Origin of the sequence: Methanimicrococcus stummii, from assembly GCF_032594435.1 — an archaeon.
GTDB lineage: Archaea > Halobacteriota > Methanosarcinia > Methanosarcinales > Methanosarcinaceae > Methanimicrococcus > Methanimicrococcus stummii.
Map to the genome: position 1 here is coordinate 1,788,229 of NZ_CP131062.1, position 18,882 is coordinate 1,807,110.

Annotated in this window: 13 protein-coding genes and 2 tRNA genes; 13 read left to right on the plus strand and 2 right to left on the minus strand. The window is 40.1% G+C overall.

Annotated elements, in window-relative coordinates; all coding sequences use genetic code 11:
- Nucleotides 1-197: 197 nt before the first annotated feature.
- The gene (locus tag MmiEs2_RS08225; protein ID WP_316559381.1) at nt 198-8,366 is read right to left on the minus strand and encodes an FG-GAP-like repeat-containing protein; all 8,169 of its coding nucleotides are present in this window, start codon (nt 8,364-8,366) and stop codon (nt 198-200) included.
- Nucleotides 8,367-8,626: 260 nt separating this feature from the next.
- Between MmiEs2_RS08225 and MmiEs2_RS08230 the strand changes: the two genes are divergently transcribed.
- The 11 genes from MmiEs2_RS08230 to MmiEs2_RS08280 all read left to right on the plus strand — a co-directional run bounded on the left by MmiEs2_RS08230 (nt 8,627) and on the right by MmiEs2_RS08280 (nt 16,601).
- Nucleotides 8,627-9,700, plus strand: coding sequence for an RNA-guided pseudouridylation complex pseudouridine synthase subunit Cbf5 (locus MmiEs2_RS08230; RefSeq protein ID WP_316559382.1), 1,074 nt, complete (start codon nt 8,627-8,629; stop codon nt 9,698-9,700).
- 42 nt (nt 9,701-9,742) lie between these two features.
- Nucleotides 9,743-9,825, plus strand: a tRNA-Ser gene (locus MmiEs2_RS08235).
- Nucleotides 9,826-10,022: 197 nt separating this feature from the next.
- On the plus strand, nt 10,023-10,163 hold the full coding sequence (locus tag MmiEs2_RS08240; protein ID WP_316559383.1) for a hypothetical protein: 141 nt from the start codon (nt 10,023-10,025) through the stop codon (nt 10,161-10,163).
- A gap of 324 nt (nt 10,164-10,487) precedes the next feature.
- Nucleotides 10,488-10,994: a 30S ribosomal protein S13 gene (locus MmiEs2_RS08245; protein ID WP_316559384.1), complete on the plus strand. Its 507-nt coding sequence runs from the start codon at nt 10,488-10,490 to the stop codon at nt 10,992-10,994.
- A gap of 12 nt (nt 10,995-11,006) precedes the next feature.
- Nucleotides 11,007-11,720, plus strand: a complete 714-nt coding sequence (locus MmiEs2_RS08250) for a 30S ribosomal protein S4 (protein WP_316559385.1) — start codon at nt 11,007-11,009, stop codon at nt 11,718-11,720.
- 2 nt (nt 11,721-11,722) lie between these two features.
- Nucleotides 11,723-12,106 carry a 30S ribosomal protein S11 gene (locus tag MmiEs2_RS08255; protein ID WP_133517100.1) on the plus strand — a complete coding sequence of 128 codons (384 nt, stop codon included), beginning with the start codon at nt 11,723-11,725 and terminating at the stop codon, nt 12,104-12,106.
- Nucleotides 12,107-12,219: 113 nt separating this feature from the next.
- Nucleotides 12,220-13,023 (plus strand): DNA-directed RNA polymerase subunit D, encoded by an 804-nt coding sequence (locus MmiEs2_RS08260; RefSeq protein WP_316559386.1) that lies wholly within the window; start codon nt 12,220-12,222, stop codon nt 13,021-13,023.
- Nucleotides 13,024-13,162: 139 nt separating this feature from the next.
- A tRNA-Leu gene (locus MmiEs2_RS08265) sits at nt 13,163-13,249 on the plus strand.
- A 58-nt stretch (nt 13,250-13,307) separates the two neighbouring features.
- Entirely contained in the window at nt 13,308-13,832 is a 525-nt protein-coding gene (gene cgi121 / locus MmiEs2_RS08270; protein WP_316559387.1) for a KEOPS complex subunit Cgi121, read from the plus strand.
- Nucleotides 13,833-14,131: 299 nt separating this feature from the next.
- A complete protein-coding gene (gene glpX / locus MmiEs2_RS08275) occupies nt 14,132-15,214 on the plus strand; it encodes a class II fructose-bisphosphatase (RefSeq protein WP_316560251.1) in 1,083 nt (360 codons plus the stop codon).
- Nucleotides 15,215-15,242: 28 nt separating this feature from the next.
- Complete coding sequence (locus MmiEs2_RS08280) at nt 15,243-16,601, plus strand: tRNA (N(6)-L-threonylcarbamoyladenosine(37)-C(2))-methylthiotransferase (RefSeq protein ID WP_316559388.1); 1,359 nt, start codon at nt 15,243-15,245, stop codon at nt 16,599-16,601.
- A 90-nt stretch (nt 16,602-16,691) separates the two neighbouring features.
- On the opposite strand, the gene purN is transcribed toward MmiEs2_RS08280, so the two are convergent.
- On the minus strand, nt 16,692-17,303 hold the full coding sequence (gene purN / locus MmiEs2_RS08285) for a phosphoribosylglycinamide formyltransferase (protein ID WP_316559389.1): 612 nt from the start codon (nt 17,301-17,303) through the stop codon (nt 16,692-16,694).
- A gap of 99 nt (nt 17,304-17,402) precedes the next feature.
- Here purN and MmiEs2_RS08290 point away from each other — a divergent pair, with 99 nt between their 5' ends.
- Nucleotides 17,403-18,626 (plus strand): class I SAM-dependent methyltransferase, encoded by a 1,224-nt coding sequence (locus tag MmiEs2_RS08290; protein WP_316559390.1) that lies wholly within the window; start codon nt 17,403-17,405, stop codon nt 18,624-18,626.
- Nucleotides 18,627-18,676: 50 nt separating this feature from the next.
- Nucleotides 18,677-18,826, plus strand: coding sequence for a hypothetical protein (locus MmiEs2_RS08295; protein WP_316559391.1), 150 nt, complete (start codon nt 18,677-18,679; stop codon nt 18,824-18,826).
- The last annotated feature ends 56 nt before the right edge of the window (nt 18,827-18,882 follow it).

Below are 18,882 nucleotides of genomic sequence, written 5' to 3' on the forward strand. Positions count from 1 at the left end.
ACATAAAGACAACTGAAAAAAATACAAATAAAAAATAACTGAAGGTATTGTGAAATATGACGAATAATATGAATGCAATAATGGGATAGAATATCCTGGATTTGACATAATTTTGAGTTGGTCTGTCTGTATTGTCTCTTCTCATAATCATCACTCTACTTCTTAATCATAAAAATATAATAATGCTCATTAGAGCATTATTTTCTACTTTTTAATTTCTGTTTCCAGGAGTTGGTTTTCGAATTTACATAATTTTTAAAACTCGCGCTTCCATTTTTTAAAGATGTTTGGGCGGGAGATATTGCCTTTTTAACCCATGCACCCCCATCTTTTACTGTTTGTACAGTGCTGGTATTTTTTGTCAATTCTTTACTTGTTTGAGAAGAAACAACGTTTATACCAACATCTATATTTTTATTTCCTGTTGGTGGGGTTGGAATCGCTCCGGTTGTGACATCTCCCAATAACGCATCTCCTTCTAATCCTGCTTCTAAAACACCTGTCATTTTTCCTCCATTTGCAATTTCGTCGACAGATCTTTCAAAAACTCCTACTCCTACTGAAATTCCTGCTCCTATATGGCTGTCAATGATGATAGCAGCGGCGGTGGTTGTTGTGGAGGATGCTACTCCACCTCCGACGATTGCAGCCCCTGCTCCGCAAGTTAATCCGATTAATCCTCCTGTTATTCCTCCAATTGCAGCTCCTTTTGCAACATCTTGCCAATCACTGATTGTTCCTGTTGCTTGATATTGTTTGTACGCAGCAACTGTTCCTCCTATGACTAAGCCAATCCCTGCTCCAAGAAGTGCCGTCGCTAAAAAGGGTACATGCCCATCCGGATCTTCATATTTCAGCGGATTATTGTAGCAGTAAGAATACCGATTCAACGCCTGCGGATTATAAACATCCGGAATCATGGTATCTGCCTGAGTAAACACAAAAGTTTCCGGATTATAATATCTCGCGCCGTAATAATAAAGTCCGATTTCGGAATCAAACTCTTTTCCTGTGAAAGAATACTTTTCTTCGCCGCCTTCGCGGTGGCTGCCGAACGGATAATAAAGCGTTCTTTCAACAAGTTCGCCGGCTTCGTCAATCATGACGTTTGTTGAACCCAAATGGTCGTCCAAATACCAGAAAGTTCCTTCAGTTGAGTTTTTAGCGACGCGGTTGCCGTTTGCAAAGTAGTAAACAGTTTCTTCGCCGTCTTCAATGTCGAAGTCTTCGCTGATGTAATAAGAAACAACGCCGTTTTCAATCTTTTTGATTCTGTTTCCGGATTCGTCATAAATGAATTCGGCAATTGTTTGATTGTTTTCGGATTTCTTTAAAACTTCAGTCAAGCGGTTGGCATCGTTGTAGATGTAAACGAACTCTGCGTCTTCAATTAAATTGCCGTTGGCGTCGTAGAATAATTCCATGTCGGCAACTCTTGTCGGGGCGTGAATGCCGGCATTGTTGCCGTATTCAAATCCGAAGACGATTTCGTCACCCGTTGTCAAGTCTTTACTTCTGTGAGCCAAAATACTTCCGATCGGATTGTATGAAAACGACTGAGCATAATTTTCACTGCCGGCTAAGAGAAGGCGGTCTAAATCGTCGTAGAAGAAATATTGATTTTCATTGAGGATGTTATCGGAAATTCCGATGATGTTTCCTTTTTCATCAAATGAATAATCTAAGTTTTGCAGGTTGGGCGTATTGATGTTTTCGATGCGCTGTGTCCAATCGTCATAGGTCAAATCTGTTGAAATGCCGTTGGTGAAGTCTTTTCGTGTCATTAAATTCATGGAATTGTAATTGATGTTGTCAATAATTCCGGGAATTGATGACAGAAGGGCTTGATTGTTGTATTGGTATTCGATTATTTCTCCGTTCGGTTGTGTTTTTTGGATTATTCTGTCCATGGAGTCATATTGATATTGTGTTATAAAATTCGAATCTATATCCCTGGGTTCAATTTGGAATGCTTCAAGTCTTCCGTCAACATAATATTTTCCAGAATTATAATTTTCCACTCCAATAGTAGAATTTACAATTGTTTCATCAAATTCAAAGCAGTATGAATAATTTTGATAGGAAATTCCTTTTTCATATTGTTCAATATCAACTGTTAACTCAGATGAATTTGTAGAGAAAATAATGTCATACGTAATATTTTCGTATGATGTATTGAAATTTATTTCGGGAATTAAACCTATTTGACTTCCGGTTTTATTAAATAAAGAAATACTTCCGAGTCTATCTTCATCTGAGAATTTTATTATTTCATAATCATTAAGATAAATGGAAGCATTTGAATTTTTATTTAAAGTTGCTCTGAAATCTGTTAAATGAAGTTCATTCGCATAAAATTCCTCATTCCCAATATGAGTTGCAATATGTTGTTCATTTTTAAATTCATTCTCATCAAAAACAGGTTCGGTTACCTCGGAAATAATTGGCCGGTATTTGACATTATATATACTACTGATGTCATCCATTTCGCTTTCGTAACCTCTTGCAGTAATTTTTATTTCTGTAATATCATTAGGAGGACCGTAATTATAATGAGTCAAGTCCTCCGCCCGACCAAGGGTAAATGGCTGAATTGATACTAACATGTTTTCATCGTTTCTTACGAAAGATACATCGACAGTAGTTACAATATCATTTGAACTTCTAATTCCAAAATACCTCTGCACCAACCCATTTTCATCAAGAGAGAAAAATCTGTTACGGAGAGAAGTGTTATTAAAAAGTATTAAAGCCGGGTTATCATTTAAATAAAAAATTATTTCGTCTTCTCGACCAACCATGTGAGCATTAATGTTTATAAGATTTATTTCTTGGACTGCATATCCTTCTTTATATAGGTTGAATGTTACATTTTCGTCATATTCAAAAAATCCTTTTACAGGGTCAGAAACAGCTTCATATGCAACATCATACTCTCCGCTGATATAGTTGATGTCAGATTGGTATCCAAACATACTCCCCCGCGCATATATTATTGGTTTTTTCAATTCACAAACATAAGTATAATATTCAGGGTCGTTTCCTAATTTTTCAATTTCAATTAAAAGATTTGCTGTGTTATCTTTAAACGAAATATTGAATGTTTCGTCTTCTTGTAAAAAGTGCCCGTTTGTTTGATTTATTTCCCCTAATTGGTTCCCATCGAAATCAAATATCTGAAGCTGTCCGCCTTCTGAGGTATCAATAAATCTTAAAATTTCCTTGTCGTTTAAAGCAAATGCAGCAATATCGTGGGAACTGGTTGAAACTCTCAAATTTGTCAAATTAAGTGTTTTTATTTTGTTGTTATTTTGATGTATTACAAAATCTTCTTCATTTACAAGAGGGAAAATCATCTGTTCTGAAATATTTTTAGTTTCAAAATTCGCACGATATTTGCCATTGATGAAATTACGATTACTCTCATATCCATCAATGTATGTTCTAAAAGTAATAATCGGCTCTTTTGTGTAGTAAGTGTAATAATATTCAGTTATTTGTCTTTGATAATTTTTTTGAATGTGGATTGCCATATTTGACTCATTGAATATCAGACTAACATTAAACCTGACACTTTGAGCATTTCCATTAACCACTTCAATACGATCTAATAACGTCCCTTGGTCATCAAAAATTAATAAAGTTCCCCCCGCAGAAGAATCAATAAATCTCATGATTTCATGACCGTTTATTTGGATATAAGCAACATCATCTTCACTCATTGAAACATCCAAATTATCCAAATGGAACTCTTTGACATAATAGTTCTCGTTTTCGAAATCAAGTATTATATCTTCTACCCTTGAAAACGAACCATTTACAGACTCCCCACCTTGTAAATCATTTCCAACACTATTTACCGGGGAAATTGTTTGAATAACCTTTCTTGATTCTTCTGGCAAAACCGTTTTAGAATAGGTTTCATCGTATTGTTTGTCATAAAATAAGGATTCTGTTTGATTTTCAATTGATGCGGGAATGTTTACAACTTCATCATAATCTGCTAATTTTGCAGACTCTATCATCTTATCTAAGTTAAACGTCCCTGATTCTGAAACTTTTAATAATTGAGTAGTTTCAATATTATTTTCAGAATAGGCATTCTCAGGGATTTGTTGCATTGGGGCATTGCTTTGATCTACAAAAGTTATTGGAATCTCGTTAATTATATTACCGGATTCCAATATTGAAACATTTTCTTCAACAACACGCAATCTTTCATCATAAAGATATGATTTTGTTGTTATCCCTGTTGTAACTCTGGAAAGTGTTCCGACTGTTCCGTTATCATATTCAAAAACAACATCTGAATCATTCGGATAATCAATCAAAATAATACGATCCAAAGGATCATAATCATAATATGTTTTGACTCCTCTGTTATCTGTTTCAGATGCTTTCTTGCCGTTAGCATTATATTCATAAGTCCAAATTCCCAAATCGGGGTCATCTAATTTGACCAGTTGTCCCAACGAATCATAAGCAAATGTAATATTTCCAACTTTGTAAGTCGTATCAATCGGCGTATCAAAGCCAAGTGAACTTAAATTCATTTCAAATGAAGTTGTATTTTCTAATCCTTCCACAATTTCATTTTCGTTTTCAGTCAAAAATGAAATATTGGACTGATCATAATATTGATTCGGAATGATTTTTGTCAGTTTGTTTGCCGCGTTGTATTCATAACCGGTTTCATAAATTTCATTGCCGTTAAACTCGGTCACTTTTACAATGTTGCCGTAAACATCTTGGTCGGATTGAATTTTATTTCCTCTTTCATCAAAAGTTGTTGTTTTCAATTGTTCATACTCGACATCTTTTGATGTTCCGTCCGGATTCGTTATTTGAATCAAACGGCCGAATGAATCATATTCACTTGTCGTATTCAAATATGGTTCAAAACTCTTTCTCGGCGCAACAACTTTGAAAACATTTCCGAAATCGTTGTAATATGTTTCCTGAATGATGTTCTCAGCCGGATTTTCAGATTCGGATTCAGTTTTTATGACGCGTTTCAGCCCGTCATAATATTTCCAAGTATCATAATATTGATTATCTTTCTCTTTAATTGAAGTTTGAATGCATTCGGGGGCAGTTCCATCAATGAAATATTGATAATGGATTGTTGGACTTTCAGTGGAATCTCCTGATTTAATAATTTTTATAATTCTTCCAAAATTATCATATTCATTGAATGTTTCGTAACCATTTGGATCTGTTATTTTGATTGGTTTTCCTATGCGATAGTCATAATCCAACAACGTTTTTTGTCCTAATGCGTTTGTTATGGATGTCGGATATATTGGATTGTCTTCAAATTCTTGTGCTGTCGTATGGCCGTTTGCATCAATCTGTAATATTGGATTCCCGTTTAAATCATATTCAAATTTTTGAATGAGGTCTTCTCCAAAACTATTCCAATTTTCAATTCTTGTTACCAGACCTTTCGAAGGTGGAATATTTAGGTCAGATGCCTCGTCGTAATAATACTTCGTTTCCGAAATTTTTATTCCATTCTCATCTTCAAGTGTTTTCTTTGAAATTTTATCAAGAATTCGTTTATTGATATTATATGTATACTCATATTGAACCTTTCTTTCGTCACCTGTTATTTGCACATCTCCTTTATTGAAGATTTGTAAGGTGTTTCCGTATTCATCATATTCGTAATCAATTACTGAAACGATAGGGTTTTCTTCCCCATCAAACAAGGAAGTTTTTGTTTTTTTCAACAACACTTCAAATATGCCGTTTGATTCATATGATTCAAAAGTATTTTCTGTTTCCGAATAAAGATTGTTTTCAGTGGATTTTATAACTGTCAGGTATTCATTGCCTTTTTTTGCCAGATCTTGGTGAAAATGATGCTCTGTTATTGTTTTTCCATCGTCTATTGTTACTTTTCGGAAGCCTAAGAACTCGGATTTTCCCTTCGGTTCAATATGCATAACACCTCCAAGATAATCATAAGAAAAAATGGATTTTGTCTGTTTTTCATCATCCATCCCATTTTCTATTTCTATCTTTTTAACAACATTGATTGGAATTGGCATTCGATGATTTCCGTTTTCATCTCTGTTGTCGTAATGAGTTGAAACATCATATTCTATTTTTGTTTGTGAACCTGATGCGTGACTAATCTGTTTCAATAAATTTGGTGTATCTGAAGGGGAGTTAATCCACACATGATTAAATGAACCACCGCCATCCCTAATGTAAGAAGAGCGTACAACATCTGGTAATCCGTCTGCATTTATATCCGTTACTCTTGCACCGGAATTAAGACTAAAATCGGTAACTACAAAATGAAACGGAACATTTTTTTGAATTTTCGAAAATCCTTTTCCTCTATTAATGTACGATGAATTTCCAATTGGATTGGAAATTATGATATCATTCAGACCGTCACCATTAAAATCGGCAAAACGAGTTCCAGAATCTCCATATTTTGCAGATAAAATGACTGGCAATTGATTTGTCTGATCTAAGACAAATCCTTCTCCTGTATTTATATATGTTTTTTTGTAAATAACTCCACTTTGGGCATATGACTCTACAATGTCCGGCAACCCATCACCATTTATGTCTACAAAAGCAGCTCCTGAGTTGTTATTGAATAAAATCGGTGGTTCCCATGTCGAATTATATACAAATCCACTTCCTGTATTCAGCCAAGCTTTAGAATAACGAGAATTTACGTAGCCTGATTCGACGATGTCTGGCAATCCATCTCCATTCAGGTCTGCAATGCGAACTCCCGAGTTGTTTGCAAGATTAATCGATGGCAGTTTCCAAGTTGAATCTCCAACAAATTCATTTCCAGTATTTATCCAAACACTTGACCGATATCCGTAATTTTTGTCATAAGTCGCTGAAATAATGTCCGGCAATCCGTCTCCGTTAAGGTCTATTATTCTTGAACCTGAGGGGTAGATGTGACCGTTGTAATAATTGTTAAAATAAGTTTGATTCGCTAAATTTTGACTTCTGTAACTGTCTTTTACGAATTTCGTTCCGTCGTTAATCCAAACACCTTTCGTAATTGCATGGTTATTCATAAAACATTGAACAATATCCGGATAACCATCGCCGTTAACATCTACGAAATTTGCTCCTTGATCCACATTTCTCATTCTTTTGTAAGAAACATCATTATGAATAAAATTCATCGGTATGTTCCAACTCGTGTCTCTTGAATAAGTGCCTGCCCATTTTCCATATGTAAAGGATGTCTCTGGGAGAGTTTCCATTCCATCCGTTAATGATATTGTTTTCAATGAAATGTGGTTGTCGGCTGTTTCATATTGGATGTTATATCTGTAGATTTCGTCATCATTTGCTTTTATTATGATTGAAGATAATAGTGATTTTTCGGAAGTATGAGTTCCATTTTTGTAATTGTCAAACACGATTGCTTTTTGCATTCGTTCAAATTCAATAGTGTTTAATCCTTCATTATAAATTATAGATGATAAATAAGATGTTCCAATCTCTCCGTCAATAGGGTTTTCTATATACTGATAAGAGATAATATTTCCATTATTATCTTTAATTTGATCCAGTTTCCATTTTGTAACATAGTTTCGGGTTGATATTGAATTCAAAAGTTCGGAATCATCATTATATCCGAAACGGTATTCTACGCCGTCTTTTGTTTTTATTGTCCAGTATTCTTCCTGTTGATTCTCTCCACTTTCCACTTTTCGAATGTCCATATAAGTTTCAATTTCTGTATGGTATGTTCCGTCAATCTCATTAAATATTAAATCATGATTTTTTCCATCGAAAAAAAGTCTGAATTTATCATCTGATGTATCAGAAGGGGTATAGTTTACATCTCTCCCGATATAATATTCATTTAATGACCAACCATCCCCAAGCCATCCGTATGTTCCACCTGCAGATTGACTATTATAAATTAATTTAATAGATGGTTGAAAGTCAACTATTCCTTTCGGAATCTGAATCGGATACATATAAACAGCAGCCCCTGAAAAGTTACTTGTTAAATAACTATCATTTGCCATTCCGGTTTCCGGAATTTGTTGTGCCGTTAATGCATCAATGTTAATTCCTGGTGGGTCGTCTGCGGCAGCTGCCATTATTTGTATTTCTTCCTCATTTTCAGTTTCTTCAATCATTTCTTCCATCGCTGTTTCATTGTTTTCCATTTCGTCTGTCGATGGTTCGAAATCCAACAAACTCTCATTAGTTTGTGTTTTCTGAGATTCTTCTAAAGAGGCTGAATCCATCTCAGCTGAATTTTTGTTATTCATTTCTATAGATTCTGACTCTATCGCAAAAGCAAAAGAAGGTGTTAAAATCATCAATACAATTAAAAGAACGAACACTTTTTTTAAATCCATATTTCCAACTCAATATTATTAAGCCAATTTTTATTTGTTCGCTGAATCGGAATTTCCCGTTTTGCCGAAATCAACTTTTTATTAAACCAATTATTTATTTTTTTAATGTAATATATCACTGTGTCGGGTGAAGTCGAGTTTACTATTATCTTTTTTCTAAAATTCTGACTGTCTCTCTACTTTCATACAAATTTACTTTTCTTATTCTCCCATTTTCATCATCGCTATCTTTTTAATCCAAAACCCCTGTTTTCTCCCTAATGAAAAAACAAAAGGGAAAGGAAAAAAAAGCGGAATCCGAACTTTACCGCAATGACTGGTTTTTTGCCGACAGCGGAGATTTTGTTACGCTTGCCGATTCCAAAATCGGTGAATTCGGAACTTTTCCCGAAAACCGCCCGATTCGTGAATATATCGAAAAAGGCGTCGTTGTTCTCAATAAACCCGCCGGCCCGACGAGCCATGAAGTCGCGGCGTTTGTTCGCGATATTTTAGAAGTTGACGTCGCCGGTCATTCCGGATCTCTTGATCCCGGTGTTACGGGTGTTCAGCCGGTCATGATCGGAAAAGCCACGCGCGCGGTTGCAGCACTTCGTTTATCCGGTAAAGAATATATTTGTTTGATGAAACTCCAGCGCTCTGTTCCCGAAAAAGTAATCCGGTCAACCGTTGCGGAATTTACGGGGGGCGTTTATCAAATGCCGCCGGTTCGATCCGCGGTTAAAAGGCAATTGCGATTGCGTACGATTTATTATTCCGAAGTCTTGGAAATCCAAGACACTTATGTGCTGATGCGTGTCGGTTGCGAAGCAGGCACTTACATCCGAAAACTCTGCCACGACATCGGCCTTGCGCTCGGTGTCGGCGCGCAAATGCAGGAGCTCGTCCGCTCCAAAGCGGGGCCGTTTACGGATGCGCGTCCCGTTTCTTTGCAGGAACTCAAAGACGCTTACGTTTTTTGGACCGAAGACGGCGACGAATCTTTCCTTCGGGAATTGATTTTGCCGATGGAGTCCGCGTTTTCACAGCTCCCGCGCCTTGTTGTTCGCGATTCGGCAGTTGATGCGCTTTGCTCAGGCGCGTTTTTGGCGCGCCCTGGATTGGCAGGTTACAACACCAACATTAAAAAAGGAGATTTGGTTGCCGTTTTCTCGCAAAAAGGTGAAATCATTTCTTTGTCGATTGCATTGATGACGCCCGAAGAAATTTCCGAAAACGAATTCGGATTTGTCGCAAAACCGAAAGCGGTTCTGATGGAAAAAGGAATTTATCCGGCGGTTTGGAAAAATCGGCAGGCACGGGAAAATTGTTTTGTTTCCTCTGTTGAAGAATAAGGAATATATACCAGAAGGCTATTTTATAGAATCCTGCTTCATGCCGAGGTAGTCTAGTGGTAGGGCGCAAGCCTGGAAAGCTTGTGGGGCGCAGCCCCTCGGGAGTTCAAATCTCCCTCTCGGCGCTTTTTACTTTTTTATTTTATCTTTTATTTTCATCTTTTCATTCTTACAATCGCGTTAATTTTACGTTTTATTGATTATTTGTTATATTTGTCATTATCTTCGATTTTATATATTTTCGTCCGAATATTGTATATAATTTATCAAAAACTAAATCTTTTTCAGAAAAATATATATTCTTTCTCGCATTTTTATAATTATGAACGATATAGACATGTTCCGTCTTCACAACTCGTTGGTTTATTATTTGATAAACTTGGGTTCCTTGGATCAGATTCAAGATGCAGATGAAATGACAATTTCCGTTATTGAAGATATGTCTCACAGCTACGCGGCTTAATTTAACGGCAGCTGATTTTTAAAAACGGCAGTTTAACTTTGAAAAACGGATTAATTTTAATGCAATAGCGAATGCTTTTCAAAAGAAATTTCCAAAAAGCATTTCCAATCATTGTATTCTTCAACCCTGTATTTTTTCTTCTTTATTTGATTCTTTTATTTTGTTTCTTATTTCCTTTTTTTACATCTGAAAAGGTTATATAAGATGAATCCTTTAGGTTTCAAGCATTTGATTGAAGCCTGTTATCTTTTATCGGGCTGCGCGAAATCGTTTTTCATACGGTTCGGGCTACATGATGCGTTTTTCCCCTAAGGAGGAAAACTTATGGCAAAGAAACAAAAGGAAAATTTAGAAGAAGGTCTTGAACCGGTCGCTGAAACCGTTCCGGAAGAAGACGAAATAAAGCATCTTGTTCGTATTATGAATACTGACTTGAAAGGTGCCAACCAAGTTCAATACGCTTTAACAGGTATTGATGGCATCGGTCTCCGTATTTCTAAAATTATCGCAAAAGATGCAGGTGTCGACCCCAAAGCAATTATCGGTTATTTACCCGATGAAGATGTCGCGAAATTGGACGCTGCAATCTTGAACATTGAAAAATCTACACCGGTCTGGATGTTGAACAGACAGAAAGATTTGATGACCGGTGAAGACAAGCACTTGCTCGGCATTGACATTGAATTGACATTCAAAGAAGATACCAACAACTTGAAGAAAGTCCGTGCTTACAGAGGTCTCAGACACGAAAGAGGACTCAAAGTCAGAGGACAGAGAACCAAATCCACAGGCAGACGCGGATCAACCGTCGGTGTCAGAAAGAAGAAGTGATGGTGAGTTGAAATGGTATATCCGGGTAAGAAACACAAGTCTTATGAAACACCGAACCACCCCTGGCAAGACACCAGAATGGCCGGTGAAGTTGAATTGGTCAAGGCCTACGGCCTGAGAAATAAAAGAGAAGTCTGGAAAGCGGAAAGTATTCTTCGTAAATACAGATCCGACGCAATGAGTCTTTTGGCCGTTGTCGCTTCTTCTCCCGACGGAGAATTGAAAGGGCATGCAAAAGTCGAAGCTGACCAGATTCTCGGCAGATTAATCCGTTACGGTATCTTAAAACCCGACTCCGGCGTTGACGATATTTTGGGCTTAAAATCCGAAAACATTCTTGAACGCAGACTTCAAACACAGGTTTTAAGACTCGGTCTCGCAAGAACAGTCCGCCAGTCCCGTCAATTTATTACGCACGGTCACATCGCAATCAACGGCAGAAGAGCAACCGTTCCGAGCATGCTCATTTCCAAAGAAGATGAAATGAACATTACTTACTACGGCGAATCTCCGTTGACCACAGAATCACACCCTGAAAGACCGATTCAAATCGCATCAGCAATCGTTGACGGTTTGACGCTCAGAGCAGCAGCTGAAAATAACAAAAAGGCGCGCGCTCAGGCAGACGGCGGCAAGAGAGGCGGTAAAAGAGGCGGCAGAGGCGCACCCCGCGGTCCCCCGCGTACAGGCGGCGCAGCACCCGCAGCAGCTCCCGGGAGGAACTAATTATGTCTGAAATGAAATGGGCTGTCGCTCACATTAAATCTTCATTCAACAACACCATCATCACCGTGACAGACTTGACCGGTGCCGAAACCATCGCCAAATCTTCAGGCGGTATGGTTGTTAAAGCGGCTCGTGACGAAAGTTCACCGTACACGGCAATGCAGATGGCAAACCAGCTTGCGGAACAATTAAAAGACAAAGGCATCACCGGCATTCACATTAAAGTGAGAGCGCCCGGCGGCAACAAACAGAGAAACCCCGGACCCGGTGCACAGGCAACCATCCGTGCCTTTGCTCGTGCAGGTATCCGCATCGGCAGAATCGAAGACGTGACTCCGATTCCCCACGACGGTACCAGACCCAAAGGCGGTAAACACCGCGTTTAAGGTTTAAATAATACAAAAACAAATGTAATCTGAAATTTAAATGTTTGAATGGAATTTCCATTCTTCATTTTCTTTTTTGATTTTTCTATTTTTGGAACTTCAGGTGAATTCAGATGGATATTGATATTATCGAGTTGTCTAAAGGCTCGGCGAAGTTTGTTTTATCGGGCACGAACCCTGCTTTTGCAAACGGTGTCCGCCGTGCGATGATTGCGGACGTTCCGACGCTTGCAATCGAATACGTGAATTTGTATGACAACACTTCCGTTCTCTATGACGAGCAGCTCGGCCTCCGTCTCGCGCTCGTTCCTCTAACAACGGACGGCGACTATGTTCCGCAGTCAAGCTGTGATTGCGGCGCGGTTGACGGCGCAGGCTGTCCCAATTGCGAAGTTTCTCTTCGTTTGGACGTCGAAGGCCCGAAAATGGTTTATTCAGGCGATTTTATTTCTGCCGATCCGAAAGTTCAGCCGGCGGATGAAAAAATCCCGATCGTCGAACTTAAAGAAGGGCAGCGTGTTATGCTTGAAGCCATCGCTCATGTCGGTTACGGCCGCGACCATGTTCGCTGGCAGGCCGGCGTCGCATGCGGTTACAAACACCTTCCGACAGTTTCTGTTGAACCGTGTCCCGAATGCGGCAACACAATTGTCGAATGTCCCGAACACGCCGTTTTCATGGCGAGCAGTGTTGAAAATTTAACGGAAAAAGACGAATTAAAATGTGTTAAATGCGGTAACGTCAGACACATTTTTGATTTGAACGATCCGACGCTTAAAATCTTTTATGACCAGCACACGTTTGTTTTCTCTTTGGAATCCGACGGATCTTATTCCTCTTCCGAATTGATTTTAAAAGCCGCTGATGTCATCAAGGGACGCGCTCAGGAATTTTCCGACATTTTAAAGGATCTTTAAATAAGGTTTCATACCTTATTTTTCAATCTTTTATTCAATCATTTATTTTGATTTTTGAATCAAAAACCGCGGTAACAACACCTTTATATACGATAAATCGTATTTTTGGCTTGTTCGTTTATCGAATGTATTTCAATGTGCGAGGGTTGCCCAGCCGGTCAAAGGCGCTAGGTTGAGGGCCTAGTCTCGTAGGAGTTCGTGGGTTCGAATCCCATCCCTCGCACCACAAACTTTTCTCTAAGCTTCAAAATCTTTTTAATCCATTCGCTCTTTTTCTGATTACTATGAATACCGATGAAATTTCAATTCTTTCAGGCCGTTTTTTAATTGATGACCTTCCGGTATTTTTGCAATCCTTAAACGACTTTTCATCAAAACACAACATCAAAATTCAAGGCTTCGATGCTCGAAAAATCATTGACATCGATCATTTGCTTTTCTCAATTCACCGCGCTCGTGAGTCTTTTTCAAACGGCGTAAACGAAGCCAAAGACATTGGTCTTGAAGTCCTTCGCTTTTCATCGGGTCAGCGAAAAATCGACAAGTCCTTTTCAATGGGCTTAATTCAAGGCGAAAACCGTTCTGTTTTCGTTTTTTTCGGCGCATCTGAGGAATGTGTTCAAAAAGCGGAAAACGCGTTTAAAGCCGAATTCGGGCTTTCGGATTTTCCCGAAATTTCACCCGAAGAAAAAAAGCCGTTTTTGATGAAACAATTCGACATCACCGAAGACGAACTTCAAACCGTCGGCGAAACCCGAATCAAAGATTTGGTGTTGGAACGCGTGGCGCTTGTCGATGTGACGCGCTGATTTGAAGTTGCCGGCGGCATCAGATGCAGCAGGTATTTCCATATACATCGTCTCATTTTAATCACATCCGCTCGCTACGCGAGCGTGGGCACAGATTACCTTACTGTTTGCGTTTGCTGCCGTCATGGCCGCTGCCGCGCGCGAGCCGCTCCATTTTTTCAATATTTTTACAAAACCGACCCGCATTCTTTCTAATAATCTTTCAAAATTGTTCAGGCTTGAAAAACTTTTAACTATGAGCAATCCCATTAAAAAACATTTTAAGATTTACGTTTAGAAATGAAATGAGTGATTTTATTATGCCGCACCCGAAATCAACCGAAGAAATGATGGCCGCCGCAGGCCCGATTGAGAAAAATTTATCCTTATCCTTGCTTCAAATTACGGAAGCCGCCGCTGTCGCTTCCGCTTATCAGGTCGGCAAAGGCGACCGAAAATACGCCGATCACGTCGCGGTTGAAGCGATGCGCCGCGTTTTGAATCATATCGATATGAAAGGAACCATTAAAATCGGTGAAGGCGAGCGTGACGAAGCGCCGATGCTTTATATCGGCGAAGAAGTCGGCACCGGGAACGGTCCGGTTGTTGAAATCGCGGTTGACCCACTGGAAGGCACAAATTTGGCAGCAGACGACGTGAACGGATCCATTGCGGTCATGTCGATGGCGGAAAAAGACGGTATTTTTTACGGTCCCGATATTTATTTCGATAAAATCGTCGTCGGTCCGAAAGTCGTTTTGTACGAAAAGAAAACGGGCGACAAAATTGATTTGGACGCGCCTGTTCTTCAGAATTTAACGCTCGTTTCAAAAGCGCTCGGCAAAAATATTGAAGATTTGACCGTTGTCGTTTTAGAACGCGACAGACACAAAAAAATCATCGCGGATGTCCGCGCGGCAGGCGCACGCATCCGTTTAGTTCCCGACGGCGACTTGCTTCCGGGCGTTATGACCTGCTTTGAAGATTCCGGCGTTGACATGGTAATGGGCGCAGGCGGCTCGGGCGAAGCGGTTTTGACGGCGAGCGCGCTCAAATGCCTCGGCGGAAAAATTATCGGCCGTTTGGTTTTGCCGAACGCTGCGAACGAAAAATCCGAAGACGAAATCGCAAAAGAGCTTGCTGAAAAATTGCCCCGTTTGGAGAAAATGGGTATTCCCGAAAACGAAATTTCTAAAATCAGAGAAACAAACGATTTGGTTCCCGGAAAAGATGTCATTTTCGCGGCAACCGCTGTCACCGACGGCCCGTTCATGAAAGGCACAAAACTGCTCGGCGACGGCGATGCTTACATGACAAGCATTTTAACAGGCAGTTCCGGCGTTGTCAGAATCACGCAAAGCATTTATGTCAAAGACAAGGAAAACAAATCGTTTTCCGTCTGATTCTAAATCATTTTTTTTAATTTTTAGCATGAAAATTTATTTTGAAACATTTGGCTGTTCCGCAAATCAAGCATCGGCAGAAACGATGCGCGGAATCATCAAAAACGCGGGCTTCGAGTTTTCAAACGAAGCCGATGCCGATATTTACATCTGCAACAGCTGTACGGTTAAGTACACGACCGAGCAGAAAATTCTTCATAAAATTCGAACCTTCGGCGAGCGCGGCAAAGATGTTATCGTTTGCGGCTGCATGCCCGAAGTTCAATTGGATTTGATTTTAAATGCCAATCCCGAAGCGCATATTGTCGGCGTCCGCTCGGTAAACGGGCTTGAAGATTTGCTTCAAAAAATCGCAGCAAAAAACAAATCCGATCCAACTGCAACGAAATCCGATGCCGGTTTCGTTATTAATTCTGCCGATGATTATGTTCCGGTTCGAATTTCATCAAAAGTGCCGGAAGGATTTTTGAATCTGCCGAAAATTCGGTATCATGACAATATTCATATTTGCCAAATCTCAACCGGCTGCCGCTTCGGCTGTTCCTACTGCATTGTTCGCCTCGCGCGCGGCGACTTGGTTTCGTTCCCGCCCGAAGAAATTGTCGAAGATGTCAAAACGGCGGTATCGGAAGGCTGTTCCGAAATTTGGCTGACTTCTCAAGACGACAGCCAGTACGGTATGGATTTTTCAAAAGATTCCGATTATTCAAAAATACGCCTGCCCGAACTGCTCAGACAAATCACGGAAATTCCCGGCGATTTTAAAATTCGCGTCGGCATGATGAACCCGTTTTCGATTCTGCCGATTTTGCCGGAGCTTGTTGACGCTTTCAATCACCCTAAAATCTATAAGTTTCTTCACATTCCGATTCAATCGGCATCGGAAGATGTTTTGAAATCCATGAACCGGCATTATTCGATGGGCGATGTTGACGCGGTGATTGCGGCTTTTAAAGACCAATTCCCGGATTTGACGCTTTTTACGGATATTATTGTCGGATTTTGCGGCGAAACCGATTCCGATTTTGAAAAAACGATTGAATGGGTTCAAAAATATAAGCCGGACAAAATCAACATTTCAAAATATTCGCCGCGCCCGGGAACCAAAGCTTTTCCCTTGCGCAATTTGGATTCCAGAATCCTGACGGCGCGCTCTCGCGATTTGACGGAAATCACGGATCGGCTGAAGCAGGAGACGAAAAACGAACGCATCGGAAAAGTCGAAGATGTTTTTGTTTCAAAATACGGTAAGGAAAGCGGCGTTCTGGCAAGAACTTCCGATTATAAGCCTGTCGTTTTAAATGAAAAAGGATTGAAACCCGGAATGACCGTCAAAGCAAGAATCGTTGAGGCGACGCCCGGGTATTTTATCGGGGAATTGGTTTAAAAACCAATTCGATTGTTTTTCAATAATCATAATCGTTTTTAATTGATTGAATTTTTAATTTTTGATTGATTTATTTTCAATTTTTGAAATTCATTTTTTAATTTTAACACTTCTGCCGTCAACTTCCAGTTTTCCGTCTACGAAAAGTTTAACGACTTCGCGGTACGCTTTGTTTTCTTCAACAAGCAATCTTTCTGCGAGCGTGTCGGCGGTATCATTTTCCAAAACAGGAATTATTTTTTGCATAATAATCGGGCCGGCATCCAAATCGGGTTCGACGAAATGAACCGTGCAGCCGGTGAATTTAACGCCGTAGTCAATCGCTTGTTTTTGGGCGTTGAGTCCTTTAAACGACGGCAAAAGAGACGGGTGAATGTTGATGATTCTGTTTTTGTACGCGTCAATCAAAGAGGCGCTGATAATTCTGAGGTAACCTGCCAAAAGAACAAGATCGGTTTCCTTTTCTTTTAAGATCTCAAGCAATTTGTCGTCATATTCCTGACGAGATGAAAACTCCGCGGGATTGACAAAAATGCCGGTAATTCCGTGTTTTTCGGCGCGCTTGAGCGCGAACGCTTCTTCTTTGTCGCTGACGACGCAGGTGATTTCCGCGTTTTGAATTTCGCCGCATTCGATTGCGTCAATCACGGATTGTAAATTTGTTCCTCTGCCGGAGACGAGAACTGAAATTTTAACTGTCATATCATTCGTTCCTGAAATATGTTCATAAAGATTCGTCTCTATATTAAAAATTCGCTGTTCTTAAAATAAATATAAGTAAAATGGAAACGATTGAGTGAAATGATGCAGTCAGTTTCATCAGAAGGCGGAATGTCTGCCGTTCGATATGCTTTTCGTGTTCACAAAGAAGACGGTGAGCCTGTTCGCCGCATTTTGGACGAATTCGATATTATTGATTATTCTTGCAAACTGTTTGCCGATGATGTTTATTTGTATCTGCCGCTTTTGCGTTATCCTGAAAAAGAAGAGCGTTTGGCGATTCGAGACAGGTTGATGCCGTTTATATTGCAGCTTCCGCATTCGAAAGAGAAGCTGGAATATCACGGCTGGTATGTCAAAGATTTAACATTCAATGTTCATACAAAAGTCCCGACGGTTTCCGAAATCTTGGGATTTTCGGTTGCTTATGAAATCATCGGCGACATCGCCGTTTTAGACGATAAACTCGATGACGGCAAAACCGAAAACCGTGAAACCGATAACCGTGAAACCGAGAACAGTGAAATCGAAAATGTTGGAACTGAAAACAACGAAACCGAAAACAGCGGTATTGAAGTCGACAAGAACGAAAGCACGGCAAACGCTTCCGAAATTGCCGCGGCAATTTTAAAAGCGCATTCGGCGGTCAAAACCGTTTTGCTTTCCAAAGGCCCGATTTCCGGGGAATTCAGAACGCGGGATTTGGAATTTATCGCAGGCGTCAGCAAGACGGCTACCGTTCACAAAGAATACGGCTGCAAATACAAAGTCGATTTGGGCCGCGCTTATTTCACGCCGCGCCTGTCAACGGAACGCCGCAGAATCGCGGACCAAATTCGAGACGGGGACGTTGTTATTGATATGTTCGCAGGCGTCGGGCCTTACAGCATTTTAATTTCCAAATCGGCAAAACCGGCTCAAATTATCGCGAACGATAAAAATGATGCGGCGGTTGAATTATTAAAAGAAAACATCGCGCTCAATAAAATCGAAAATATAACGGCGCTGAACGAAGACGCTTTATTTTTATCTCAAGAATACGCGAGCGCGGGCGATCACATTATTATGAATCTGCCGCATAACGCTTATGATTTTTTGGACACGGCAGTCACGATTTGCAAAAATGGCGGCGTGATTCATTATTACGCCATGACTTCCGATGATGATTTATTTGACGGTTCTATCGAATTGATTCGAATTGCCGCCGAAAAACAAGGCCGGAACATTGAAGTTCTTGAAAAACGGAATGTCCGCTCTTACGCGCCGCATCAGTATAATATCTGCTTGGATGTTCGAATTCTTTAATTTTTGCCGGGGTAATTCGCCGGCGGCAGTTTAAGTTTGCTGCTGCTACCTTGCTGTTTGCGTTTGCTGTGGCTACCTTGCTGTTTGCGTTTGCTGCTGCTACCTTACTGTTTGCGTTTGCCGCTTGTATCTGCGCTTTCTCATGGCAGCCGTTCGCTTCGCGAACGGAGCGCTGCCACCTTTCCGTTTCCGTGCGCTGATGTTCGCCGTTGCGCCTGTCGCTCGCAGCAGCGCCACGCCGCGCGCGCAACAGCAC